Raw genomic sequence first — 23,209 nt, forward strand, 5'->3', positions numbered from 1 at the left:
GGTGAGATCTGTTTGATCGGATTCGATGAACCAAACCCTTTCCAGCCTGCATCCCAACCCGGGATGGAAGCCCGCCGCCTCCCCCATCCACGCCATTGCACGCCCCGTCTCCCCTCCAGGCGACACCACCGACGCAGTAGGGAAACACTGCATCCTCGAGCTCTACGACTGCGATTGCGCAAGGCTCGACGACGAAGCTTTCCTCAGGGACACCATCACGACAGCAGCCAAACGCGCTGGTGCCACCCTGCTCAACCTGATCACCCACCGCTTCGAACCCCAGGGCGTCACGGGCCTGGCGTTGCTGGCGGAGTCCCACATCTCCATTCACACCTGGCCCGAATCGGGCTATGCGGCCGTGGATGTCTTCACCTGCGGTGACCACACCATGCCTGAGAGGGCCTGTCAGGTCCTTTGGGAGGAGCTGGGATCCGGCCGGCACAAGCTCACCAGCTTCCGCCGCGAAACACCCGAGGCCCTGATCGACAGCCAGAGGGAGCCCCACCTCGCCAGCGCCTGAGCCCAAGGCCAGGGGCACGTCTGGGTGTCGGTCAGTCCCGATGCACCCCCAGGGAGCGGTTCAGCTTGCCGCTCACCAGACCCTCCAGATCGAGGGCCACGGCGGTGAAGCCCAGGTCCCTGAAGGCCTCCACCAGCTGGGGGCGCAGCTCACCTTGGGACAGAGACTTCAGCGCCGCCGGCAAGCCGGCGGCAGGGATTTCAATGCGCGCCGTCTCCCCCTGGCTGCGGACCCGCAGTTCGGCGAAGCCACGTTGGCGTAACCAGTCCTCGGCGGCGGCCACCCTGGTCAGCCGGGGGGCATCGATCGGCTCGCCGTAGGGGAAACGGGAGGCCAGGCAGGGCTGGGCCGGTTTGTCCCACCAGGGCAGGCCCAGGGCACGGGAGAGCTGGCGCACCCCCGCCTTGTCGAGGCCGGCCTCGGCCAGGGGCGAGCGCACGCCGAATTCGCGAGCGGCACGGATGCCGGGCCGGTGGTCGCCCAGGTCATCGAGGTTGACCCCGTCCAGCACCTGGGCCCCCTCGGCGGCGGCAGCGATCGGGGCCAGCAGGCGATGCAGCTCCCGCTTGCAGGCGTAGCAACGGTCCTCCGGGTTGCTGGCATAGGTGGGATCCGCCAGCTCTGCGGTGGGCAGCTCACGGTGGCGCAAGCCCAGCCAGCGGGCCTGGTCGCTGGCCTCCCGGCGCAGGTGGGGCGCCAGGGCCGGCGAAACTCCGGTGACCGCCAGGGCCCTTTCCCCCAGCCGGTCGTCGGCCAGGGCGGCCACCAGGGCGCTGTCGACACCGCCGGAGTAGGCCACCACCACCCGGTCAAAGCCGTCGAGCTGCCGGCACAACGCCACCATGCCCCGCTCCAGGGGAGCGGGCAGGGCTTCGAGCAGGTGGAGGCGGCCGGGTGTGGGCATGGCGTAGATCCTGGCAAGTCTGGGTAGCATCCGGACCGGAACCACCCACCCATGACCCCCGCCGCCCGCAGCACCCAGACCCCGCAACGCGGCACCGGGCGGGGCATCGGCATCCGCACCGCCGCCGGCAGCGACGAGCGGGCCCACGGCCAGCTGCACGTCTACGACGGAGAAGGCAAGGGCAAGAGCCAGGCGGCCCTCGGGGTGGTGCTGCGCACCATCGGGCTGGGCATCTGCGAGCAGAAGCGCACCCGGGTGCTGCTGCTGCGGTTTCTCAAGGGCCCCGGCCGCGCCTACGACGAGGACAGCGCCATCGAGGCCCTGCAGCAGGGCTTCCCCCACCTGATCGACCAGGTGCGCACCGGCCGGGGCGACCACTTCAGCGCCGCGGAGGCCACCCGCTTCGACCACCAGGAGGCCCAGCGGGGCTGGGACATCGCCAAGGGGGCGATCGCCAGCAACCTCTATTCGGTGGTGGTGCTCGACGAGCTCAACCCCGTGCTCGACCTGGGCCTGCTCGACACCGAAGAGGTGGTGCGGACCCTGGCCACCAAGCCGGCGGGCATGGAAATGATCTGCACCGGCCGGGGCGCGCCGCGTCAGCTGGTGCAGCTGGCCGATCTGCACTCGGAGATGCGGGCCCACAGCGGGCCCCAGCAGGGGCTCGAAGGCCTCGAGATCTACACCGGCGAGGGCAAGGGCAAATCCACGAGCGCCCTGGGCAAGGGCCTGCAGGCCATCGGCCGGGGCATCAGCCAGGACAAGAGCCACCGGGTACTGATCCTGCAGTGGCTCAAGGGCGGGGCGGGCTACACCGAGGACGCGGCGATCGCCGCCCTGCGCGAGAGCTACCCCCATCTGGTGGATCACCTGCGCTCGGGCCGCGATGCGATCGTCTGGCGCGGCCAGCAGCAGCCCATCGACTACGTGGAGGCGGAACGGGCCTGGGAGATCGCCCGGGCCGCGATCGCCAGCGGCCTCTACAAGACCGTGATCCTGGACGAACTCAACCCCACGGTGGATCTGGAACTGCTGCCGGTGGAACCGATTGTCCAGACCCTGCTGCGCAAGCCCACCGAAACCGAGGTGATCATCACGGGGCGCTGCAAGAGCCGGCCGGCCTACTTCGATCTGGCCAGCGTCCACTCCGAGATGGTGTGCCACAAGCACTACGCCGAGCGGGGCGTGGATCTCAAGCGCGGCGTCGACTACTGAACCAGAGGCTGCTGAAGCGGCGGGCCTTGGGGCCTCACTCGATGTCCAGCTGGTCGTCTTCGAGCATCTCCACTTCCTCCGAGGCGATGAAACGCCCCAGCAGCAGCCCAACCAGCAGGGCCACGTACAGGGTGCTCGCGATACTGAGGAGGATCACGAAGCGCTCCCCCACCGCATTGGCCGGCAGCACGTCGCCATAGCCGACGCCGGCGATGGTGACGAAACTGAAGTAGGTGAGTCGGTCGAGCAGCAACTGGTGGCTGGTGCCCTCCCCGAGGCTGAAGCTGCCGGGCACGAGCACCTGGGTGGCCGTGGCGAGCACGCCGCCGGTGAGGCCCAGATGCAGGTAACCCGCCGCGGCGCCGGCCATCACCTGCCCATTGACCCGGGGCACCCGGGCCAGCAGGCGCACCAGCCGCAGGGAGGTGGCCAGAAAGAACAGGCTCAGCAGCACCATCTCCACGGCCCGGAACAGACCCCCGGGCCAGGTGCCGGTGAACACCGGCACCCAGAGCCCGAGGCCGCCCACCAGCCCGACCCAGCGGAAGATCTCCTGGCGCAGGCGTGCATACGTCACCCCGCCGATCACCGGAAGAGTGAGGATCGACTGGAGAATCAGCAGATTGAAGACCAGGGCCAGGAGAACATTGGCGAGCCAGCCCCGCGTGGCCGTGAACGGCATCACCAGGACCGGCAGCAGGGCCGCAATCAGAAGCGGAAGGAAGCGCTTCTCAAGGGCGATCAGGCGCCGGGCTTCCTGACGGCGGCGCTCCAGCCACCGCCTCCTGGCCGGGGTGAGGGGCTCAGTAGCGCGGGACGGCAGGATCCACCTCCTGGCTCCAGGCGTCAATGCCACCCTGCACGTTCACCCCGTCGATGCCGTGACGGCCAAGGGCGATCAGGGCCTTGGCGGAACGGCCGCCCAGCTTGCAGTGGACGTAGAGCCGCTTGCCTTTCGCCAGGCGGCGCACCTCCTCGGTCGCCTCCCCACTTTCGATGCGATCAAGGGGCACCAGCACCGCGCCGGGAATCACCGCGATCTCGGCCTCCGGGGGGTTGCGCACGTCGAGCAGGAGCAGGTCCTCCTGCGGGCCGTCGAGGAGTGTTTTGAGTTCGGTCACGCTGATGGTGGGCACGCTGCCCGCCTCCTCCTGGCCGGGGGCCGAACCGCCCACGCCGCAGAACTCCTGGTAATCGATGAGCGTCTCGATCACGGGACGCTCCGGATTGGGGCGCAGCTTCAGCTCCCGGAAGCTCATCTTGAGGGCATCGAAGAGCAGCAGCCGGCCGCTGAGGCTGGTGCCGATGCCGGTGATCAACTTGACCGTTTCGGTGGCCTGGATCACGCCGATGATCCCGGGCAGCACCCCCACCACACCGCCTTCGGCGCAGGAGGGCACCATTCCCGGCGGTGGCGGTTCGGGAAACAGATCCCGGTAGTTGGGGCCGCCCTCGAAGTTGAAGACGGTGGCCTGGCCCTCGAAGCGGAAGATCGAGCCGTAGACATTCGGCTTATCCAGCAGCACGCAGGCGTCGTTGACCAGGTAGCGGGTGGGGAAGTTGTCGGTGCCGTCGCAGACGATGTCGTAGCCGGCGATGATCTCAAGGGCGTTCTCGCTGGTGAGGGCCGTCTCGTAGAGGTCCACCTGGCAGTGGGGATTGATCTCGTGAATCCGGGCTTTGGCCGATTCGATCTTGGGCTTGCCCACCCAGCTGGTGCCATGGATCACCTGGCGCTGCAGGTTGCTGTGGTCGACCACATCGAAGTCGACGATGCCGAGCCGGCCCACGCCGGCGGCGGCCAGATAGAGAAGCAGGGGCGAACCGAGGCCGCCGGTGCCGACGCACAGCACCGAGGCCGCCTTGAGCCGCTTCTGCCCCTCCATGCCGATCTCCGGCAGGATCAGGTGGCGGGAGAAGCGCACCACCTCATCGGGGCTGAGCTGGACGGCGCTGGTGTCGGGAGGAAGCATGGCGGTGGAGGCCCACGACGCACTAATCGTCCATTCTCCACGCCAACCGCCGGGGGCTGCCCTGTTCCGGCAACCACCAGCAGGCCAGGGAACGCGGCTCTCCCGCAGCGGGGCCCTGCCCCAGGATCAGCATCAGGGTGGGGGCGAACGCCAGGGAACAGTCCAGGGCCGAGGGCACGGGCTCCGAAAGCGGATGGCTGTGGGCCGATCCCAGCACGCTCAGCCCCCGGACCCGGGCCCATTTCTGCGCCAGCAGCTGCTCACGCGGGTCGAGGGCGAAGCGGCGGCACCGCTCGGCCGGCGGCTCCCAGACGTTGAGGCAGGGCCAGACGCGCCGGACGCACCAGGGGTCACGGCTCCCGAGCAGCAGGGCACAGCCCTCTTCTGGGGCGGCCGCCACCAGGACGGCCTCAAGCAGCGTCAGCGCCTGCCGACCGAGCCGCAATTCCGCTGGCGTCTGTGGGTTCACACCGGTACGTTATGCATCATTCCGTCAGGAGACCTCTCCTTCCATGATCGACAGCACGACAGAGGAGAAGGAGACCATGCAGGACGAAACCACCAGCAGCGCCGCAGGGGTGGATTTCACCGAGCGCTACAGCGAGGTGATCGGCAAGGTCAACGAAACCCTCGACAAGGTGGACTGGAGCCAGGTGGGCCGGGTCGGCAAAGCCTCCGGCGTGCTGCTGGCCGTGATCGTGGCCCAGATCCTGATCAAGGGTGTGCTTGACACCATCAACCTGCTGCCGGTCGTCCCGGGTCTGCTGGAGCTGCTGGGGCTGGTGGTGGTGGGCAACTGGAGCTGGCACAACCTCACCACGGGTGAGAAGCGCTCGGCCGTGATGACGAAGGTCCAGACATTGCGCAAGGAATACCTGACCTGAAGCTCCAGCAGCATCACCCCCTCTCCTGGTCCGTTCCCCGGCTCAGGAGCTCATTCATGCGGGCCTGGCACTGGCCCAGGTAAGAGCCACCGAAGAGGTTGGCGTGGTTGAGCAGGTGATACAGGTTGTAAAGATCACGGCGGAAGCGGTGGCCTGACGGCAGGGGCCATTCGGCTTCGTAGCCGTCGAAGAATGGGTCGGGGAAGCCACCGAACAGCCTTGCCATAGCGAGGTCCACTTCCCGGTCGCCCCGGTAGACCGCCGGATCGAAGATCGCCCCCTGGCCGCCGGCGGTGATCGCGGCGTTGCCGTTCCAGAGATCGCCGTGCACCAGGCAAGGATCGGGCTGATGGTTGTCCAGCCACTGACCGGCGCGCTCCAACAGCGATTGGGCCTGAGCGAGGGGGGTGCCGCTGAAGGCCAGGTGCTCCAGCTGGGGAACCAGACGCCGCTCCACGAAGAAACGGCCCCAATCGTCGTCCCAGCCGTTGCCCTGGGGGAAGGCACCAATGACGTTGTCGCGGGGCCAGCCGAAGGACGATCCGCCCCGATCCCCCGCCACGCAGCAGCGGGTGAGGCTGCGCCGATGCAGAGCCGCCAGGGCAGCCCCCAGGCGGTGCCACTGCGGCACTTGTGCGGCGGAACGGCCGCCCTCCAACTCGAGCCAGGAGAGCACCAGCACGGATGATGCTCCCGCCACGCCGCAGGCCAGGGGAACGGGCACGAGCGGCCCCGCCTCGCCGGCCGCCACCGCCAGGGCCTGGAGACCCTCGGCTTCGGCTTCCAGGAGCGGCAAGGAGGCGGCCCCGTTGGTCTTGGCGAACAGCCTGCTGCCATCGGCCAGATCCAACCGCCAGGCGCTGTGGATGCAGCCACCGCCGACGGGGGCGCAACCCACCAGCTCCACCCCGAGGCGCTCGGCCAGCCAGGGGGCGAAGGGATCAGGGGGAGGCATGGGGCGATGCGGTGACTAGCTCCAGCCTGACCCGACGGACCCATACAGTCCGAGGAGAGGAGCCTGCAAAAAAAATCCCTGCCTGACGGCAAGGATGGATCGGGGATGAAGGGGAACGGATTCAGATCGTTGCGGCTGGTTTCCTGATCCGTGCCCTGAGCTTGCGACTGAATCCGAAGGCGGTAGCGGCGCCCAGGATGGGGAGAGGTCCGGGGACGGAGTCCGGCGGTGCTTGCGCAGCCCTCTGGATGAATGAGTTATTGACAACGGAAACGACCGTTTGCCCCTGCGCAAAGAACACGTCCTCAATGTTGAGCGTCGAAACGCCGGGCGCGAACACGTAGGAGACCGGTGGGATTCCGTTGACGGCCACCAGTGAAGTAGAACCGCCGCTCCAGCTGACGTTCTTGGTCACCGTGCACCCACCCAGATCGGGGAAGGCGCACCCAGCGCCAAGGCCAACAGCCTGGAACTCAAAGGCCCGGGGATCCATGATGGTAATGGTGTAGGCGATCGACCCGGACTGGGTTGGCGGACTGATCGTGGTTCCGAAATCGTAAACAAAACCTGCCGAATCAAAACGGATCTCCGTCTCCGCACCAACGCCACTGCTGCAGAAGATGTTGGAGATGATCTTGTCGCCGATCGTCAGATCAGCGGCGATCCCGCAGGTGGTGGTGGCGTCAGCCTTGGCGGGACCCGCCGACAGTGCGGTGGCGAAGCCCGTGGCAACAACAGCTGTGAACAGCACCTTGGTGAGAGCCAAGGGAGACAGACCACCCTTCAAGGTGGCGAATACAGAAGAATGTCGAGTCGTCATCATAGTTCTTGGGTGCAGGGCGCCGGAGGAACGCTATAACCAATTTCCAAGGTATCACACTTTTAGCTCAGTCAAAACACCGCTTAAACCAGGATACGGAACATTCATATGCTGCATTATTGCCGCATATGAGCGATGGTTGAGGCAAGAAAGATCGAGGACAGATAGGCTACTGCGCCACTCATCTTCAACCGATGAGCGACATCCTTACAGCTCGCTTGTGACGCAGAGAAAGCGAAAGACAACCCAAACCGATTTTGCAAGCCTATGGGAGCCGTACCCATTTTCATGGAGCCTGGCCTATTCATGATTCAGCCGCTGCACATCTGCCGCCGAAATGCATCCAGGTCCCTCGCGATGCGGCGACCTCGGTGGGCACCAGCCCCTCTGCCGCCAGCCCAAAGGAGGAACCACGGCCCTGGTCTCCAGCCTGCCAGCATCGGCATCGAGGCCTCCAAAGCGTTGACCCCCAGCGACGAGTCCAGGACGGAGGTGGTGGTGGTGGGCGCCGGCATCGCCGGCCTGACGGCGGCGGCCTTGCTGGCGAAGCAGGGGCTCCAGGTGGACCTGCTCGAGGCCCATCGACAGAGCGGTGGCTGTGCCGGCACCTTCCGGCGCGGGCCCTACGTGTTCGACGTGGGGGCGACGCAGGTGGCAGGGCTGGAGGACGGTGGTGCTGGCCACCCCGCCGGCATCCACGCGCGGTTGTTCCGCCATCTGGGGGTGGCGCCGCCGGGGGCCGTACCGCTGGATCCCGGCTGCGTGGTGGACCTGGGCGATGGCCTTGAGCCGGTGTCGATCTGGCGCGACCCGGAGCGCTGGCACCAGGAACGGCTGAGGCAATTCCCCGGCAGTGGCCGCTTCTGGGCCCTCTGTGACGCCGTGCACCGGGCCAACTGGGCCTTCGCCTCCCAGGATCCAGTGCTGCCGCCCCGCACCTGGTGGGATCTGGGCCAGCTGCTGGGGGCGATGGGGCCAGGGACGCTGGCCAGCGGCTTGCTCACCACCACCACCGTGGCCGACCTGATGCAGCTCACCGGCTGCGCCGCCGACGGGCGACTGCGGCGCTTCCTCGACCTGCAGCTGAAGCTTTACTCCCAGGAGCCCGCCGATCGCACGGCCGCGCTCTATGGGGCCACGGTGCTGGCGATGGTGCAGGAGCCGCTGGGTCTCTGGCACCTGGAGGGGTCGATGCAGGCCCTCAGCGACAGCCTCGAGCAGGCCCTGGCACAACAGGGCGGTCGGTTGCGGCTGCGGCACCGCGTCGAACGGCTGCAGCCGCCCGCCCAGCCGGACGACCGCTGGCAGATCACGGGTCGACACGCCGGCGCCCGGGCCGGGGCCCCGAGGACAGCGGAGGCCGATTTCAGCCTGACGGCCTCCGAGGTGGTGGTCACGCTGCCCCCCCAGTCCCTGCCGGCCCTGCTGGGGGACTCCCTGCCAGCCGGCTACCGCCGGCGACTCGAAAACCTGCACGAACCCAGCGGCGCCCTGGTGTTCTACGGGGCCGTCGAGCGGGACAAGCTGCCGCCCGGGTGCCCCAGCCATCTGCAGCTGGAGGCCACCGAACCGGGCTCCCTGTTCGTCTCGGTGAGCCAGGACGGGGACGGGCGGGCCCCCGCCGGGCGGGCCACAGTGATCGCCAGCGTGTTCACCCCAGCCCACCCCTGGTTCGGGGGGGAGGAGGAGGCCGACTATCAGGCCCGCAAGCAGCAGGCGATGGCCGCCATCCAGAGGGGCCTGGAACACCTGCTGGGAGTAGGGCCTGCCGACTGGCTCCACGGGGAGCTGGCTACCCCCCGGGGCTTTGCCGGCTGGACCGGGCGGCCCTGGGGCTATGTGGGCGGCCTGGGCCAGCACCCCAGCCGCTTCGGACCTTTCGGCCTGGCCAGCCGCACCCCCCTGGCGGGCTTGTGGCTGTGTGGGGATGCCATCCACCCCGGCGAGGGCACCGCCGGGGTGAGCCTCTCGGCCCTGATGGCCTGCCGCCAGTTGCTGGCCCGGAGGGGGGTGGACCTGCGGCCCTGACCCCCCCGGGCGCTGACTCAGTTGACGCTGACGCGCACCACCCGGCCACCGAGACGCTGCACCCGCTGCAGGGCCTCGTTCATGCGGCTGTAGGGCACCCGCATCACGTAGGCGCCGCTGCGCACCATCGCGTTGTTCACCAGGCCGGTGGCGGTGATGGTGGCCACCCGACCACTGGACGTGCTGGTGCTGCGCACACCGGCCGACACCACCAAGGCCTCCTCACGGTGGCTGCGGGAGGGATCGGTGGGCTGGCCGTTGCGGGACACCGGGCCATCCACGCTCGCCCCACCCTGGCCCAGGTTGGCCTGGAAGAACGATTCACCGCTGAAGCGGGGACGCCTGAGCGACACCGTCACGGCCCGATCCTGGTGCAGGGCCCTGCCCAGCTTGAAGCGGGTGCCGGCGCTGTCGCCCTTGACCGAAGCGGCCGCTCCACCGGCCAGCTGCATCAGCCAGGAGAACTGCTGACCCTGGTGGCCGGAGGAATAGTCCCAACCATGGAGATAGGGCACGACATCAGAGCCAAAGCGCTCCTGATACTCGGGGCTGTCGATGTAGGAATCGATCTCGGCGTCATAGCCCTGCTCCTGCAGGACCGTGAAGTGGTGCAGCATCTCGGCCTTGTTGTGGGGAGCCCGGCCCAGGAGATGCTTGTGGTTGAGCTCAATGAAGCGATAAGGGTTGCAGGATTCAAAGAAGCGTGAGCGATAGAGTCCGCTTTTGGCGAGGGTGCGCACGAATTCCTGAACGGTGAGATAGCCGTTACGGAACAGAGATTCGGCACCGACCAAGCGCTCATTCTGCATCACATACTGCTGACCCAACACCTGTTGATACACCAGCCGGATGATGCCATCACGATCCTGCGGCGACGCCTTCGACCAGTTCTCCTTGTTGCGATCATCTGCGAAACGCTCGATACCAAGGGAAGGGGCTTGGACCAGGGCCATGGGAAAAACAACGCAAAGGGCAGGGAGAAGAGCATCGCCATGGGCAGGGGAGCTGGCGGCTTCTGGCGGAAACCGATGCAGGCGCACGACAGAAAAGGGTTCTCCTGAAGGCTTGCCCGTCGACGATGTCAAGCCGAGAGTCTTACCCGATTCGGAGCAAAGAAACCAAGATCGTTACAGCGCTAAGCGCCTGGCGAAGGATCCATACATTCCTTCACCACGAAGAATTGAGAAAAGAGAAGAAAAAGCTCAACAAGCCAGCCGCCCATTGCCGCCAGCGAGGCGATTCCGCTGGCGAAGGGGGCGTTGGGCACCCCCTCGGGCCAGGCTGGGGCTGGGAAGGTTCGGCAGCTGCGGGGAAGGGCCTGGTCTGGTGGCGTCCTGACAGAGGCTTTCCCAGACGGTCTCAAGGGCGGCCAGCTCGTCGGCCGGAGACCACATCGGCGCGGCCGAGCCTGCATCGGGAGGACGAACCTCAGACCATTGGGTCGGCGGGCCCTGAACCCTGGACAGGGACTGACGCCTGGGCTGCGGAAGCTCAATCATTCCTTCAGCTTCCAACAACCTGTTGACCACTTTTACGGCATCCCACGCCCCCGTCCAGAGGCAAGGCAACACAGGCTGACGGAAGAAATTATGAAGACAGTGCCAACGTGGACATACAGGGACTCTGGAGAAAAGCCAAGCCTCCCCTGGCCTGACGCCGCGGACGGGTGTGGGGGCGGCACCAGGCCAGGCAACACCCAGGACGTGAATACTGACAGACGTGAATGCTGACAGAGTTGAATGCTGACTGTCATCAGCACCCTGACAAGTTGGACCCGATCAATGTGATTAGGGCTGACGAATCGTCCAGATCATGCAGGCCGACGAGCGCCCAACCAACCCTCATTGCTCTATTCGTCACTCGGCAGCAGCACCAGGGTGTGCAATCGGTCGGTGCCGAGATCATGGGTGAGGATCCACACCTGCAGGCCCTGGCCGAGATCAAAGACGCTGCGCAGAGACCCCTGCTGGCGGTAGGCGGCGATGGTGTTGTCGCGGGCATCGCGGGCATCCACCACGCCCCAGTCGCCCCTGCGGTGGCGGGCCACCAGACGCTGCAGCGTTTCACTATCCACCCACTCACGCACCTCGGGACTCACGTCCACCGGGCCGATGGCGAGGCGGGCTGCCATGGAGGTTCCTTCGCTCTGATTGACCTTACGGGGGAATCCGCTGGAGGCCCTGGCCGGTAGTTCTTGCAACACCCGATTCCCCTCCGATGCGACTGTCGCCCCGCCTCACCAAAGCCGCCGCCCTCTCGGCCTTGGCTGTCAGCCTGCTGGCGTTGCCGCTGATCGCGGCGGGCCTTCTGCCCCGACTGGGAGCCTCCAGCGCCGTGGCCGCCAGCCTGCCCGATCCGGCCACCGGGCTCACCCTGGCGGCCGGCCCACGCGCCACGGCGGTGGTGGCAGGGGGTTGCTTCTGGGGCATGGAAGCGGTGTTTGAGCACGTGAAGGGGGTCACCGAGGTGGTGACCGGCTACACCGGCGGCAGCCCGGCCACCGCGGCCTACGACCGCGTGAGCGGCGGCGACACCGGCCACGCCGAGGGCATCCGCATCACCTACGACCCGGCCCGGGTGAGCTACGGCCAGCTGCTGAAAGTGTTCTTCGCCGTCGCGCACGATCCCACCGAGCTGAACCGCCAGGGTCCGGATGTGGGCTCCCAGTACCGCTCGGCGATCTTTCCCACCGACCCGGAGCAGCGCCGGGTGGCCGCGGCCTACATCAGCCAGGTGAACCGCTCCGGCGCGCTGCCGCGGCCGATCGCCACCACGGTGGAGGACTGGCGGGGCTTCACCCCCGCCGAGGCCTATCACCAGGACTTCGTCGCCCGCAACCCGGCCCACCCCTACGTCGTGATCCATGACCAGCCGAAGGTGGCCCGGCTGAAGACCCAGTTTCCGGAGCTGGCCCGCTAGGGGGGTCGCCCTCAGCGCAGATGGTCAAGGGCGCCGCGGCCGTGCAGATCGGCCAGGGCGTCGTAGCCGCCGATGGGCTCGCCATCGATGAACACCTGGGGCATGGAGCTGCGGCCGCTGCGTTCGGCGACCTCCTCACGGACGCCCTCGTCGTCGGCCAGCTGCACCACGTGGGGGATGCCGAGGGTGCGCAGCATGCGCAGGGCCCGGGCCGAAAAGGGGCAGCCGCTGCGCACGGCGATCTCCACCCGCGGCTGGGTGGGGCTGGCTGCCACTGGCTCCTGGGGTGCGGCGGTGGGCAGGAATCCCACCAGCAGGTCGGCACCCCTGAGCACCAGGCTGCCGTGCTCCAGGTGGCCGCCCCACACCTGGCACTCGCCATCGGACAGGCTCAGGTGCAGGTGCACCCCTTGGGGCGCCACGGTGCCCTGCAGGGTGATGATCTCCAGGTGGCCCTGCAGCACGGTGGGTTCGGCCTGGCCCGGGCACTGGAAGGCCGCATGGGAGAGGTCACCCACCACCCCCAGCACGAACCCCGAGGTGCCGGCTTCGCTCCCCAGCTGCTCGAGGCTGGCGCGCAGATCACTGCCCGCTCCGAGATGCAACGGCAGGGGATGCATGGCGGCAGCAGACGTCAGGGGGTCAAGGTAAGTCCCGACCGTCCGGCGCCAGCGGCTCGAACCGGCAGCGCAGCAACGCCAAGGCCTCATCGGGCAGACCCAGGAAGCGGTCGAGCCAGGGATCGCCACTGGGGGCGATGCTGGCCACCCCCACCAGCTGCGCCTGGCCGTCGCCATCGAGGGGCTGGCCCGTGGCCTGGTGGCGGCGACCCTGCACCGAACCGGTGCTGAGCGTGGTGTCGACGATCAGATCCGGTGCCCGGTAGAGCGAGCCGATGGCGAAGCGGAAGCGGGCGCAGAACCGCAGCGCCATCGCGCCGGTGGCGCCATCGAGGCTGCCCTCGAGTTGCTGGGGATGGATCGTGATCACCAGACCCGGGGGCAACGGCAGGCCCAGGAACCGGGTGGTGCGCCAGTCGAGCGGCGGGATGTTCAAAGCATCGGGTTCGAAACGGAGCCGCTGCGAACCGGTGCTGTCCCCATCAGTGAGCCACCCCGGGCCCCCGCCCCCACGGGCGTCGTACCTGAAGCGGGGATAGGCAGCGATCACCAGGCCGCAGCCCGTCAGGGTATGGAGAAAGCATTCAGGCATCGATCTGGACCTCCGCCTGGGTGGGGTAGGGGATCTCGATCCCTTCGGTGGCGAACAGGGCCAGCAGGGCCCGGTTGAGGCGGGCCACCTCATCTTTGAACGCCGCGTAGGTGGGCTGGGACGAGCGGTAGTCGTAGGTGAAGTCGTAACTGAAGTCGCTGATGGCCAACAGGCGGCAGGCGCGGAAGGCCGCCAGAGGCTCGTGATCGAACAGACCGGCGATCAGTGCTGGGATGCGTTGCAGCTGCTCCGGACTGGTGTTGTACGCCACGCCGATCACCATGCGGGAACGGATCACCTGATCAAGGAGCTGCCGCAACCGCAGCAGGACCGATTCCCTGAGGGTGAGGTAGTCGGTCCAGTTGGGAGCTTGAATCTGCCCACAGCAGCGCAGTAGCAAGTCTTCATCCTGCGCCATCTGGTCGATGAACACCTGGGCGTTCGTCAATCCAGGCAGCTCATCAGCCAGAAAGGTGCGGCTGTAATGCAACAGATCCTGTAACTGATCCGGTGTGAGAGTCCCAGGAAGGGGGAGATGCAACTCAAAGACGTGCAACACCAGATCCGGCGACTTATCCGACCGCAGGGAGTAATTGACAATCGTCTCTTCATCCACGATCGAATTGGGGATGGTGATGCGGCTCTCGTGGGTCTGCAGCTCCAGGGACCGCAGGCCGATCTTGGTGACATAGCCCAGATTGCTGCCGATGCGGCAGAACTCCCCCACCCGCAACGGGCGGTCGGTCTGGATCGACAGACCGGCGAAAAGATTGCCCAACAGCTTCGAGGCCCCCAAGCCGATGGCCAGGCCGGGCACGGCGGAAAAGGCCAGCACGGTGGAGCCCGGCAGGCCCAGCAGGATCAGCAGCCGGTACATCAGGGAGACTCCGAAGATGGCCCCCAGCACCCGGCAGACGGGCATCACCAGATTGCTGACCCGGCTCAACTGCAGGGGATTGCGCCGTCCGCGCAGAATCGTGATCCACTCCGCCAGGCTGCGTCCGAGGGCCTCCATCAGGAAGAAGCTGAACAACCCCGCCCAGCAGAAGTAGAGCGTGTAGAGCAGATACATCAGCACCTGCAGGGGCAGGCCGGTGACGTTGACGTAGTGATCGAGCAGCAGTTCCACCAGACGGATTATGGGCAGGGCAATCCCCGCCAGCAGCACCCGGTGCCAGGCAATGTTGTCGACTTGCCAGATCTGCATGGGGGTGAGTTGCTTGCTGGCCGCCCGTTCGGTCATCCGATAGGTGCCAAGCAGGGCCAGCACCAACCGAAACTGAACGACGGCGAAGACCGCCAGCGCCAGCAGCCCCACAACAATCTGGAACAGGGTCTGGTCCCAGAGATGGGACTCCAGCACGTTGCGGCGGAAACCCTGGGGAATGTTGAGATACCACTTGGGCGGCAGGATGTGGCCGGGCCTGAGGCTGAAGGCGGCATAGATCGCTGGCGTCAGCAAGCCAGAGGCGCTGGCGGAGGACGCCACCTGATCCTTGATTTCTTCATAGAGGCTGGGAATCTGAGCCACCGTCGCGGCCGAAAAGATGTAGCCGTGATCACGGCCCTCATGGGAGCCTTCATCGGTCAAGGTGATGGACGTGCCCGGGATGGTCCAGCTGGCACTGGGGCGCACCCTTGCCTCGTTCAGTGCCTTCATCCCAGCCACATCAGGAATCTCGAAAGGCTTGCGGCTGTGGGTGAAGACGTAATCGAGAATCACCTTGAGCTTGAGGGCATATTCATCGGCGAAATCCGCCCGGATGCTCTGGGGGATCTCCGACACATCCAGGGCCTTCACCGCTTCGGCGAAGTAGCTGTCGATCAGCTCCAGTTCGCTACGCACGGCGCTCGACCAGACCAGACCTGGTGTTACTGCAGCCTTGGCCTCGATTCGCGCGATATCCCGGCTCACTTGCGCCATCACCACGTAGAAATTGAGCAGGGTGGCCCGCGGGCTGTCCCCCACCACCTGGTTGAGGGGTGCATCGGTCCATTGCTGCTTCAGGTCCAGCAGCTGGCCATGGAAGGGTTGGCTCTCCAGAGACACGTAGGTGTTCCGGCCCAAGGCGGGGGGTGCGCCCCCCGGGCTGGCGGAGAGCGCCGCCGTTGACAGGCCCATCAGCGGCAGCAGACAGGCGGTGAAGAAGGCCAGCAGCAGGCGGATCGGACGGGGCACCCAGAAGCCACGGCACATGTCCCGAATGATGGCGGCTCAGCGCGCCGGCAACACCTGCCGGTAACCGTTCGCCTCGCACACCCGCAGGGGGGTGGCGAACAGGGCGCTGAGGGGAGCGTCCTGCAGCAACTGGGCGGCGGGGCCGTCGCCCACCACCTTCCCCTCGCGCAACAGCACGCAACGGCTGATCTCCGGGAGGATCGCCTCGATCTGGTGGGTCACCAGCAGCAGGGTGGTGCCTGCACCGGCCAGGTCGCGCAGGATCGCCAGCAGCTGGTGCTTGGCCTTGAGGTCGAGTCCGTTGGTGGGCTCGTCCAGCACCAGCACCTCGGGCCCGTGCACCAGGGCCCGGGCCAGCAGCAGGCGCCGCCGCTGCCCGTCGGAGAGCTGGCCGTAGGGGCGCTCCGCCAGATCGGCCAGAGCCAGCTGCGCCATCAACTCCGCCACGCGCTGGCGCTGAGCCGCGTTGGCCACCTGGCTGCGGCCGATGCCCACCGAGCCGAAGAAACCGGAGAGCACCACGTCGGCGGCAGGCACTTGGCCCCCGTAGCCGGCCTGCAGGTCCTGGGACACCAGCCCGATACGGCCGCGCAGCTGCCAGAGATTCACCGTTTCGCTGCCGAAGATCCGCAACCGCGAGCCTGGCCTCACCACGGGATAGAGCTCGCGGCTGAGCAGCTTCACCAGCGAGCTCTTGCCGGAACCGTTGGGGCCCAGCACCACCGTGTGCTCACCGCGGTGCAGCTGCAAGGAAAGATCCTCGAACACCCGGCGGGGGCCCAGCCAGGCCTCGACGGCCTGCAGCTCCAGGTAGGGGGTGGCACCAGCAGCCGGTGGAGCAGGAGCTTCGATCACGACCTCACGTCGGCGGCAGCCTCCTGGCCAGCGGGACGACCCCAGCCGAGCTTGCGTTCCAGCTTCTGGATCATCTTTCCGGCCAGGTCCAGGCCGGTGGCCGCTTCGATCCCCTCGAGCCCGGGGCTGGAGTTCACCTCCAGCAGCAGGGGCCCGCGGTGGGAGCGGAGGATGTCGACGCCGGCCACATCGAGCCCGAGGGCCTTGCAGGCCTTGATGGCCATCTGTTTCTCAGGGGCATCGAGCTGCACGGTCCGGGCCGTTCCCCCCTGGTGCAGGTTGGCCCGGAACTCCCCCTCGGCCGCCCGGCGCTCGATGGCGGCGACCACCTTGCCGCCGACGACGAAGCAGCGCAGATCCGTGCCGCCGGCCTCCTTGATGAATTCCTGCACCAGCAGGTTGGCGTCGAGGCTCTGCAGGGCATTGATGACGCTTTCGGCCGCCTTCTGGGTCTCGGCGAGCACGACGCCCTTGCCCTGGGCACCTTCGAGCAGCTTCACGATCAGGGGGGCACCGCCCACCATGCGGATCAGATCCACCGTGTCGAGCGGGGAATCGGCGAATCCCGTGACCGGGGTGTTCAGCCCGGCGCGGACGAACTCCTGGGAGGCGAAGAGCTTGTCGCGGGAGACGGTGATCGCGTGGGCACTGTTGAGGGACGGCACCCCCATCGATTCGAACTGACGCGTCACGGCACAGCCGTAGAAGGTGACGCTGGGTCGGATGCGCGGGATCACGGCATCGACCGTGCCGAGCACGTCTCCGCCGCGGTAGTGGACTTCCGGGTTGCGCGGATCCAGGCGGATGTAGCACTGCCGGATGTTGAGGAACTGCATGTGGTGGCCGCGTTCCTCGCCGGCTTCGATCAGGCGACGGTTGCTGTAAAGGTCGGGGTTGGAGGCCAGCAGCACGATCCGCAGGCCATCGTCGCGCTTGCGGACATGGGAATAGAGGGCCCGGCTCTCCTCGGCGCTGAGGCTGCGCAGGTGATGGCTGCCCTCCGGGTCCACCAGGATCCGGCCCACCATGGCCTGGCGGCCCAGCAGCATCCGGTAGCCCATGGCATCCCGATTGGCCAGGGTGAGTTCCACCTCCCAGCTCTGTTCACCCAGCACCAGGCGCTCCCGGATCACGTAGCGGCTCTCCGGGACGCCGCTGGTGTTGCGCACCTCCCGCTTGGCGACAACGGGGGCCTCGTGGCGCACCACCACCACCCGGTCACCCTGGAGCGGGTGCACCTCGAAGCTCACCCAGGGCTGCCCATCGCGGTCGAAGGCCACGATGTTGGTGGCGTGGAGGGCGGAGGTGGCCGCGCCGGAATCCACCCGGGCCTTGATCGCCGGCAGCCCAGCGTCCGGGAAGCTGCACCACTCCTCGCTGCCCACGATGATCTTGCCGTCGAAGCTGTCCATGGATCCGGGGCGGGTGGCGTGGGGCGGGCCCACGAACCGCCATGCTCGCCAGTCGCCAGGCCGTTGTCGACAGGCCGTTGTGAGAGGGGAGCGGTGCTGGCCGCTGCCGATCCAGCAGGCTGGGGACTCTGTGCAGGCGATGGTCATGGCGGATGCTCCCTATCTGGTGGCCCTGGCCTTGCTGGAGCAGGAGGGAAAGCGGGCCCTGCCCCTGAACGGCAAGTCGTTGGCCGCGGCGGCGGCTGAAGCGCCGGACCCCGGCGATGACGGCCGCACCCTGGTGCTCGAGCTGCTGCTGCGCCTCTGGCAGCGCAGTGAGGAGGGTGCCCTGCAGCGAGCCGCCGGGGACGCGAGCCTGCTGCTGGTGCAGCTGCCGCTGGAGGTGCTTCAGGAGCAGCTGCCCCGGCTCAAGGCCCGCTGGGTCGACGGCGGCGCCAGCGCCGACTTTCATGCCGAGCTGGCCGCCCTGGCGATCCGGGGCTGGCGTGCGTCGATCGCCCGCTATGAGCCGGTGCGCTTCACCGCCTGGCCCTGAGGCGCAGCCACGGGCGGCTCCGGGGCTGGTGGGGCGGCTGGTGAACCGCAGAGCTCGTCCACGAGGCGGAAGTAGGAGGCGGGATCGCGGCGGGCCATGACCCTGGCTTCCGCTTCCCGCTGCCAGCGGCCTTCGCCGTAGAGCCGGGCCAGGTCGCGCTGGTCGCGCCGGCTCAGGCCCCGGCGCAGTTCCTCCTCACCCAGATGGGGCCGTCCCCGCAGACAGCGGGACTGGACCGCATGCCAGCCCTCGTGCAGCAGGGTGTCGTTGAGGTTGCCGCGGGGGCAGACCACGATCCGCCGGCTCTCACGCAAGTAGAGCCCGTACAGGCCGCGCTCCACGCAGCGGGGGTGGCTGCCGAGCACGCTGAAGCCGCGCTGCTCGAACGCCTCCACCAGCCGCTGGTACGACCAGCTTTCTGCCTGTGCGGCCAGGGGCACAAGGACTGCCAGCACCAGGCCCGCTGCTGCAGGATTCAGCCGTGACATGGGGCAATGAAAGGCTGGACAGAAACTTGAAGGTATCCCGACGACGCAGCAGGCTGGGGAGCCGTCCAAGAGCGCCGCGGCCATGACCTCCTCCCCTATCGCCCCGCCCGATGACGGTCGGCTGGCTGCGCTGCAGCAGGAGTTCGAGCACGACGCCAGCTTCAACCAGGTGTTCGTGGTGCTCACCGTCGGCGCCACCCTGATCGCCACTCTGGGGCTGCTGGCCAACAGCCCCGGGGTGGTGATCGGCGCCATGGTGGTGGCCCCCTGGATCATGCCGCTGCAGGCGATGGCCTTCGAGATCCTGCGGGGGCGGCTGCCGATGTTCCTGCGGGCCCTGCGCACCCTGATGCTGGGGGTGGTGATCTGCGTGCTGCTGGCGATGGCGGTGGGCCATCTGGTGGCCTTCCCCAGCTTCGGCAGCGAGGTGATGAACCGCACCAGTCCCAACCTGCTGGATCTGGGGGTGGCCCTGGTGGCTGGTGCGGTGGCGATGTACGCCAAGCTCCGCAAGGATGCGATCTCGGCCCTGGCCGGCCTGGCCATCGCCGTGGCCCTGGTGCCGCCGATCTGCGTCGTGGGGATCCTGCTGGCCTCCTCCTTCTGGGGCCAGGCCTATGGGGCGCTGCTGCTCTTCGCCACCAACCTGCTGGGGATCATGGTGGGGGCGATGGCGGCCCTGGGGACGCTGGAAACGGTGTACCGGCGCCGGCTGTTTCACAGCCGCCTGGGCCTCACCAGCGTGGCCCTCACCGCCCTGCTGGTGATTCCCCTGGGCAGCAGCTTCTTTCGCCTGCTAAACCGATCCCAGCAGGAGACGAAAGCCAAGCAGGTGGAGGCCACGATCGAGCAGCGCCTGCGCAGCAGCACGATCACCCTGGGCGGCGACCCCGCCATCGATCTGGTGGGCCTCAGCATCGACTGGCAGCAGAACCCACCGCTGATACGGGCCCGGGTGCGGGTGACGGATCCCGCCCTGCCCACGGCCAAGCAGGTGGCCGGTGTGCAGGATTTCATCAACCGCAGCCAGGCGCCCCTGCGTTTCCGGCTGGTGGTGCAACGCACCGCCGTGGACCTGATCGGCCCGGAAACTGCACCGAATCCCGCTGCCCTGGAGGTGCTGCCACTTCCAACGCTGCCGTTGCTACCGCGCGCACCGGAGGCGGAAGAGCTGGAGGAAAAGCCATAGCTGGACTGGGAAGCTGCTGTTTCCCGCTGTCGCCTTTGTCACTTTTGGCACCTCTCTTAACCAAAGGCCTGCTCAACGTCGCCTAGATGCAAGGCATCCAGTGTCGTGAAGCCAGTGACTCTCCAACTCCCGCGAACCATCACCCCTCTTCGCCGTGCCTGCCTGCCGGTAGGGCTAGCCGCTCTGACGCTCACCCTCAGCGCCTGCGGCTCCGGCGGCCGCCGCCTGCCTTCGCTCAACGGCGCCGGGGCCTCCTTCCCCGCCCCGGCCTACCAGCGCTGGGCCGCCGACTACAAGACCGCCAAGGGGTATCTGGTGAACTACCAGTCGGTGGGATCCGGCCAGGGCGTGCGCTCGTTTCTGGCCGGTTCGGTGGATTTCGGCGCCACCGACGAACACCTCAGCGATGCGAATTTCAAAGAGGGTATGGCCGGCAAGCGCGGCGCCGTGCAGATCCCGATGCTGGGCGGCACGATCAGCCCGGCCTACAACAATCCCGACTGCCCCGGCCTCAAGCTGACCCAGGCCCAGTTGGTCGACATCTATCTCGGGAAGATCACCAACTGGAGCGCCCTGGGCTGTCCGGCCAGGCCCCTCACCGTGGCGCACCGCTCCGATGGTTCCGGCACCACCTTCAACTTCACCAATTCGCTCGCCTGCTTCTCGCCGGAATGGAAGAAGAGAGTGGGCGTCGGCAAGGCGGTGCAATGGCCCGTGGGGCTGGGCGCCAGGGGGAACGAGGGGGTGGCCGGCCTGATCCAGAACACCCCCGGCTCGCTCGGCTATGTGAACCAGGCCTTCCTGCGGGGGGCGGTGAAGCCGGCAGCGCTGCAGAACAAGGACGGAAAGTTCGTCCTTCCGGATGCGACATCAGGGGCGGCAGCCTTGAACAACATCGTCCTCGATGAGCGTCTGGGAGGGGAAGACTGCAACCCCAAAGGGGCCGAAAGCTACCCGATCGTGGCCTTCACCTGGATCCTGGCTTACCAGAGCGGACAGGGGGCTGAGAAGGCGGAAGCCATGCGCACCTTCCTGCTCTGGTCGCTCGAGGAAGCACCCCAGCAGCAGGCGGCGGAACTCGGCTTCGTTCCCCTCAGCGGCGACGTGCTGAAGCGAGTCAAGGAGGAGGTGGCCAAGATTAAGGGCTGATTCAGCCCCCAGCCCGACCACCGAGACTGCCAGCGGTTCGCTTCGAGTCGATGAACGCCCGTGCCATCGATCCGGCCAACGAGCCGGACCGCAGGCCCCTGCTGCGACGCGTCTGGTTCTTCGGCAGGGTGGGCCTGGTGCTGCTGGCCATCGAGGCCTGCCGGGTGCTGGTGCACCAGGAGCACTGGGAGGTGCTGACCCCCAATCCGCTCTTCTCCGCCCTGGTGGCCTCGGAGGTGTTTCTGCTCGGCTTCCTGCTGAATGGGGTGCTGACGGATTACAAGGAAAGCGAGAAGCTGCCGGGTGACCTGGCCGCCGCCCTGGAGTGCCTCGCCCTGGAGGTGCAGGGGATCCGGCTGCTTCGGCCGGAGGCCGAGGTGCAGGGAACCCTGGCCCTGCTGGCGGGCTTCAGCGAAGCGCTGCTGGCCTGGATGCAGGAGGCCGGGCCGACCCTGGAGCTGCTGGAGCGGCTCAACGAGCTGCAGCTGGCGATCGAGCAGCTGGGCTGCCTGTATCCGGCACCACTGCAGGCGCGCCTGCTGCTGGAGCTGGCCAACATCCGCCGCGGCGTGCAGCGCATCGACGTGATTCGCAGCACCACGTTCGTCCCTTCCGTCTACGGGATTGCTTACATCGGAACAGGGGTTCTCACCGTCGGGCTGGTGCTCTCCCGGATCGAGCCCTTCGCGGAATCCCTGTTCTTCATCGGGGTGATCTCCCTGCTGCTGATCAAGCTGCTGCTGCTGATCACCGATCTCGACAACCCTTTCGGGGCCTCCCAGGCGCTCTCGGTGGAGAACGTCTCCTTGCGGCCCGTTGCCGATGCGGTGCAGCGGCTCCAGCGAGCAGCGGAGCAAGGCTCCACTGGCTAATCAATTAGCGTTGATTCAATCAGCAGGGCCGGTCCCATGGACGAGGAAAGGGCCGTGCTGGCCCGGTTGTCGCTGCTCGACCGCTACCTGCCGCTGTGGATCCTGCTGGCGATGGCCGGCGGCCTGCTCCTGGGTCGCTTCTTCCCCGCTATCCAGGGATGGCTCGATGCCGTGAGGATCGGCCGCACCTCCCTGCCGATCGCCCTGGGGCTGCTGCTGATGATGTATCCGGTGCTGGCCAAGGTGCACTACGAGGAACTGGGTCGGGCGGCGCGGGATCGGCGGCTGCTGCGGCTGTCGTTGCTGCTGGTCTGGGGGCTGGGGCCGGCGCTGATGTTCGCCCTGGCCTGGCTGTTCCTGCCCAGCCAACCGGAGTTCCGCACCGGGCTGATCCTGATCGGCCTGGCCCCCTGCATCGCCATGGTGCTGATCTGGATCGATCTGGCCCAGGGCGACCGGGAGGCGGCGGCCCTGCTGGTGGCGATCAATTCGATCATCCAGGTGCTGGCCTACGCCCTGCTGGGTGGCTTCTACCTGAAAATCCTGCCTGGCTGGCTGGGCCTGGCCACCCAGGATGTGACCTTCTCGATGGCGGAGATCGCCGCGGCGGTGCTGGTGTTCCTGGGGCTGCCGCTGGCCGCGGGCTACCTCAGCCGCCGCATCGGCCTGCAGCTCAAGGGGCCCCGCTGGTACGAGCAGCGCTTCATCCCCTTCATCAGCCCGTTCGCGCTCTACGGCCTGCTGTTCACGATCGTGGTGATGTTCGCCCTGCAGGGCCAGGCGATCACCTCCGATCCGCTCCGGCTGGTCGGCGTGGCCGTGCCGCTGCTGCTCTACTTCGCGATCATGTGGAGCGTGGCTTTTGCGGTGGGACTGCGCAACGGGCTCAGCTACGCGAAAACGGCCACCCTGGCGTTCACCGCCGCCGGCAACAACTTCGAGCTGGCCATCGCCGTGAGCATCAGCGTCTGGGGGGTCAGCTCCCGCCAGGCGCTGGCCGGATCGGTGGGTCCCCTGATCGAGGTGCCGGTGCTGGTGGCGCTGGTCTATGTATCGCTGTGGTTGCGGCGCCGCTTCCAAGTCCTGCCGATCGGCTGATC

The 23,209-nt window shown here is 67.4% G+C and carries 24 protein-coding genes and 1 pseudogene; 10 read left to right on the plus strand and 15 right to left on the minus strand.

The window, feature by feature from the left end:
- Window positions 1–25 precede the first annotated feature (25 nt).
- A complete protein-coding gene (gene speD / locus KQ305_RS03320) occupies window positions 26–520 on the plus strand; it encodes an adenosylmethionine decarboxylase (RefSeq protein WP_259724015.1) in 495 nt (164 codons plus the stop codon).
- 31 nt (window positions 521–551) lie between these two features.
- Here speD and larE read toward each other — a convergent pair whose 3' ends face one another.
- The gene (gene larE / locus KQ305_RS03325) at window positions 552–1,424 is read right to left on the minus strand and encodes an ATP-dependent sacrificial sulfur transferase LarE (RefSeq protein ID WP_259724016.1); all 873 of its coding nucleotides are present in this window, start codon (window positions 1,422–1,424) and stop codon (window positions 552–554) included.
- A gap of 51 nt (window positions 1,425–1,475) precedes the next feature.
- Between larE and KQ305_RS03330 the strand changes: the two genes are divergently transcribed.
- On the plus strand, window positions 1,476–2,639 hold the full coding sequence (locus tag KQ305_RS03330; protein WP_259724017.1) for a cob(I)yrinic acid a,c-diamide adenosyltransferase: 1,164 nt from the start codon (window positions 1,476–1,478) through the stop codon (window positions 2,637–2,639).
- Window positions 2,640–2,673: 34 nt separating this feature from the next.
- On the opposite strand, the gene KQ305_RS03335 is transcribed toward KQ305_RS03330, so the two are convergent.
- Genes KQ305_RS03335 through KQ305_RS03345 form a run of 3 tightly spaced genes read right to left on the minus strand, consistent with a single transcriptional unit; the run spans window position 2,674 to window position 5,081 of the window.
- Window positions 2,674–3,495 carry an ion channel gene (locus KQ305_RS03335; protein ID WP_259724018.1) on the minus strand — a complete coding sequence of 274 codons (822 nt, stop codon included), beginning with the start codon at window positions 3,493–3,495 and terminating at the stop codon, window positions 2,674–2,676.
- Complete coding sequence (gene moeB, locus KQ305_RS03340) at window positions 3,443–4,612, minus strand: molybdopterin-synthase adenylyltransferase MoeB (RefSeq protein ID WP_259724019.1); 1,170 nt, start codon at window positions 4,610–4,612, stop codon at window positions 3,443–3,445. Before moeB ends, KQ305_RS03335 begins: the two co-directional genes overlap by 53 nt.
- Window positions 4,613–4,634: 22 nt before the next feature.
- Entirely contained in the window at window positions 4,635–5,081 is a 447-nt protein-coding gene (locus KQ305_RS03345; RefSeq protein WP_259724020.1) for a M67 family metallopeptidase, read from the minus strand.
- A gap of 43 nt (window positions 5,082–5,124) precedes the next feature.
- Between KQ305_RS03345 and KQ305_RS03350 the strand changes: the two genes are divergently transcribed.
- Window positions 5,125–5,496 carry a CAAD domain-containing protein gene (locus tag KQ305_RS03350; protein ID WP_259724021.1) on the plus strand — a complete coding sequence of 124 codons (372 nt, stop codon included), beginning with the start codon at window positions 5,125–5,127 and terminating at the stop codon, window positions 5,494–5,496.
- A 13-nt stretch (window positions 5,497–5,509) separates the two neighbouring features.
- Here the strand turns inward: KQ305_RS03350 and KQ305_RS03355 are convergent, their stop codons facing one another.
- Both KQ305_RS03355 and KQ305_RS03360 read right to left on the minus strand, forming a co-directional pair.
- Window positions 5,510–6,451 (minus strand): fructosamine kinase family protein, encoded by a 942-nt coding sequence (locus tag KQ305_RS03355; protein WP_259724022.1) that lies wholly within the window; start codon window positions 6,449–6,451, stop codon window positions 5,510–5,512.
- Window positions 6,452–6,572: 121 nt separating this feature from the next.
- Window positions 6,573–7,217, minus strand: a complete 645-nt coding sequence (locus tag KQ305_RS03360) for a hypothetical protein (RefSeq protein WP_259724023.1) — start codon at window positions 7,215–7,217, stop codon at window positions 6,573–6,575.
- 516 nt (window positions 7,218–7,733) lie between these two features.
- Here KQ305_RS03360 and crtD point away from each other — a divergent pair.
- The gene (crtD, locus tag KQ305_RS03365) at window positions 7,734–9,299 is read left to right on the plus strand and encodes a C-3',4' desaturase CrtD (protein ID WP_259724024.1); all 1,566 of its coding nucleotides are present in this window, start codon (window positions 7,734–7,736) and stop codon (window positions 9,297–9,299) included.
- Between the two features lie 17 nt (window positions 9,300–9,316).
- On the opposite strand, the gene KQ305_RS03370 is transcribed toward crtD, so the two are convergent.
- Both KQ305_RS03370 and KQ305_RS03375 read right to left on the minus strand, forming a co-directional pair.
- The gene (locus tag KQ305_RS03370) at window positions 9,317–10,252 is read right to left on the minus strand and encodes a phycobilisome rod-core linker polypeptide (RefSeq protein WP_259724025.1); all 936 of its coding nucleotides are present in this window, start codon (window positions 10,250–10,252) and stop codon (window positions 9,317–9,319) included.
- Window positions 10,253–11,148: 896 nt separating this feature from the next.
- Window positions 11,149–11,430, minus strand: a complete 282-nt coding sequence (locus KQ305_RS03375) for a hypothetical protein (RefSeq protein ID WP_259724026.1) — start codon at window positions 11,428–11,430, stop codon at window positions 11,149–11,151.
- Between the two features lie 86 nt (window positions 11,431–11,516).
- Here KQ305_RS03375 and msrA point away from each other — a divergent pair, with 86 nt between their 5' ends.
- The gene (gene msrA / locus KQ305_RS03380) at window positions 11,517–12,218 is read left to right on the plus strand and encodes a peptide-methionine (S)-S-oxide reductase MsrA (RefSeq protein ID WP_259724027.1); all 702 of its coding nucleotides are present in this window, start codon (window positions 11,517–11,519) and stop codon (window positions 12,216–12,218) included.
- Between the two features lie 11 nt (window positions 12,219–12,229).
- Here the strand turns inward: msrA and KQ305_RS03385 are convergent, their stop codons facing one another.
- The 6 genes and pseudogenes from KQ305_RS03385 to KQ305_RS15405 form a co-directional block, all read right to left on the minus strand.
- Complete coding sequence (locus KQ305_RS03385; RefSeq protein ID WP_259724028.1) at window positions 12,230–12,838, minus strand: PCC domain-containing protein; 609 nt, start codon at window positions 12,836–12,838, stop codon at window positions 12,230–12,232.
- Between the two features lie 22 nt (window positions 12,839–12,860).
- A complete protein-coding gene (locus tag KQ305_RS03390; RefSeq protein ID WP_259724029.1) occupies window positions 12,861–13,430 on the minus strand; it encodes a hypothetical protein in 570 nt (189 codons plus the stop codon).
- On the minus strand, window positions 13,423–15,627 hold the full coding sequence (locus KQ305_RS03395; protein ID WP_259724030.1) for a mechanosensitive ion channel family protein: 2,205 nt from the start codon (window positions 15,625–15,627) through the stop codon (window positions 13,423–13,425). Before KQ305_RS03395 ends, KQ305_RS03390 begins: the two co-directional genes overlap by 8 nt.
- A gap of 18 nt (window positions 15,628–15,645) precedes the next feature.
- Window positions 15,646–16,464, minus strand: coding sequence for an ABC transporter ATP-binding protein (locus KQ305_RS03400; RefSeq protein WP_399230459.1), 819 nt, complete (start codon window positions 16,462–16,464; stop codon window positions 15,646–15,648).
- Window positions 16,461–17,384, minus strand: a complete 924-nt coding sequence (gene rimK / locus KQ305_RS03405) for a 30S ribosomal protein S6--L-glutamate ligase (protein WP_399230473.1) — start codon at window positions 17,382–17,384, stop codon at window positions 16,461–16,463. Before rimK ends, KQ305_RS03400 begins: the two co-directional genes overlap by 4 nt.
- Before the next feature lie 90 nt (window positions 17,385–17,474).
- Window positions 17,475–18,023: pseudogene (locus KQ305_RS15405) on the minus strand (ATP-dependent zinc protease); the annotation flags it as partial.
- Between KQ305_RS15405 and KQ305_RS03410 the strand changes: the two are divergent.
- A complete protein-coding gene (locus tag KQ305_RS03410; RefSeq protein ID WP_259724032.1) occupies window positions 18,022–18,411 on the plus strand; it encodes a hypothetical protein in 390 nt (129 codons plus the stop codon). The pseudogene KQ305_RS15405 and the gene KQ305_RS03410 overlap by 2 nt on opposite strands.
- On the opposite strand, the gene KQ305_RS03415 is transcribed toward KQ305_RS03410, so the two are convergent.
- The gene (locus tag KQ305_RS03415) at window positions 18,378–18,899 is read right to left on the minus strand and encodes a hypothetical protein (RefSeq protein ID WP_259724033.1); all 522 of its coding nucleotides are present in this window, start codon (window positions 18,897–18,899) and stop codon (window positions 18,378–18,380) included. The genes KQ305_RS03410 and KQ305_RS03415 overlap by 34 nt on opposite strands.
- An 82-nt stretch (window positions 18,900–18,981) precedes the next feature.
- Between KQ305_RS03415 and KQ305_RS03420 the strand changes: the two genes are divergently transcribed.
- From KQ305_RS03420 to arsB, 4 genes are all read left to right on the plus strand, one after another.
- Window positions 18,982–20,088, plus strand: a complete 1,107-nt coding sequence (locus KQ305_RS03420; RefSeq protein WP_259724034.1) for a DUF389 domain-containing protein — start codon at window positions 18,982–18,984, stop codon at window positions 20,086–20,088.
- Between the two features lie 114 nt (window positions 20,089–20,202).
- Window positions 20,203–21,237: a phosphate ABC transporter substrate-binding protein PstS gene (pstS, locus tag KQ305_RS03425; protein ID WP_259724035.1), complete on the plus strand. Its 1,035-nt coding sequence runs from the start codon at window positions 20,203–20,205 to the stop codon at window positions 21,235–21,237.
- Window positions 21,238–21,287: 50 nt separating this feature from the next.
- Entirely contained in the window at window positions 21,288–22,109 is an 822-nt protein-coding gene (locus KQ305_RS03430) for a hypothetical protein (protein ID WP_259724036.1), read from the plus strand.
- A 36-nt stretch (window positions 22,110–22,145) separates the two neighbouring features.
- Window positions 22,146–23,207, plus strand: a complete 1,062-nt coding sequence (gene arsB / locus KQ305_RS03435) for an ACR3 family arsenite efflux transporter (protein ID WP_259724037.1) — start codon at window positions 22,146–22,148, stop codon at window positions 23,205–23,207.
- The last annotated feature ends 2 nt before the right edge of the window (window positions 23,208–23,209 follow it).

The sequence above is a fragment of the Synechococcus sp. CS-1332 genome, assembly GCF_025127995.1.
Taxonomy (GTDB): domain Bacteria; phylum Cyanobacteriota; class Cyanobacteriia; order PCC-6307; family Cyanobiaceae; genus Cyanobium.

Excerpts from the sequence above, each read along its gene's own strand:
- speD (WP_259724015.1), top strand. The coding sequence starts at position 26 with ATGAACCAAACCCTTTCCAGCCTGCATCCCAACCCGGGATGGAAGCCC.
- larE (WP_259724016.1), bottom strand. The coding sequence starts at position 1,424 with ATGCCCACACCCGGCCGCCTCCACCTGCTCGAAGCCCTGCCCGCTCCC.
- KQ305_RS03330 (WP_259724017.1), top strand. The coding sequence starts at position 1,476 with ATGACCCCCGCCGCCCGCAGCACCCAGACCCCGCAACGCGGCACCGGG.
- moeB (WP_259724019.1), bottom strand. The coding sequence starts at position 4,612 with ATGCTTCCTCCCGACACCAGCGCCGTCCAGCTCAGCCCCGATGAGGTG.
- KQ305_RS03350 (WP_259724021.1), top strand. The coding sequence starts at position 5,125 with ATGATCGACAGCACGACAGAGGAGAAGGAGACCATGCAGGACGAAACC.
- KQ305_RS03355 (WP_259724022.1), bottom strand. The coding sequence starts at position 6,451 with ATGCCTCCCCCTGATCCCTTCGCCCCCTGGCTGGCCGAGCGCCTCGGG.
- KQ305_RS03370 (WP_259724025.1), bottom strand. The coding sequence starts at position 10,252 with ATGGCCCTGGTCCAAGCCCCTTCCCTTGGTATCGAGCGTTTCGCAGAT.
- KQ305_RS03375 (WP_259724026.1), bottom strand. The coding sequence starts at position 11,430 with ATGGCAGCCCGCCTCGCCATCGGCCCGGTGGACGTGAGTCCCGAGGTG.
- msrA (WP_259724027.1), top strand. The coding sequence starts at position 11,517 with ATGCGACTGTCGCCCCGCCTCACCAAAGCCGCCGCCCTCTCGGCCTTG.
- KQ305_RS03385 (WP_259724028.1), bottom strand. The coding sequence starts at position 12,838 with ATGCATCCCCTGCCGTTGCATCTCGGAGCGGGCAGTGATCTGCGCGCC.
- KQ305_RS03390 (WP_259724029.1), bottom strand. The coding sequence starts at position 13,430 with ATGCCTGAATGCTTTCTCCATACCCTGACGGGCTGCGGCCTGGTGATC.
- KQ305_RS03395 (WP_259724030.1), bottom strand. The coding sequence starts at position 15,627 with ATGTGCCGTGGCTTCTGGGTGCCCCGTCCGATCCGCCTGCTGCTGGCC.
- KQ305_RS03410 (WP_259724032.1), top strand. The coding sequence starts at position 18,022 with ATGGCGGATGCTCCCTATCTGGTGGCCCTGGCCTTGCTGGAGCAGGAG.
- KQ305_RS03415 (WP_259724033.1), bottom strand. The coding sequence starts at position 18,899 with ATGTCACGGCTGAATCCTGCAGCAGCGGGCCTGGTGCTGGCAGTCCTT.
- KQ305_RS03420 (WP_259724034.1), top strand. The coding sequence starts at position 18,982 with ATGACCTCCTCCCCTATCGCCCCGCCCGATGACGGTCGGCTGGCTGCG.
- KQ305_RS03430 (WP_259724036.1), top strand. The coding sequence starts at position 21,288 with ATGAACGCCCGTGCCATCGATCCGGCCAACGAGCCGGACCGCAGGCCC.
- arsB (WP_259724037.1), top strand. The coding sequence starts at position 22,146 with ATGGACGAGGAAAGGGCCGTGCTGGCCCGGTTGTCGCTGCTCGACCGC.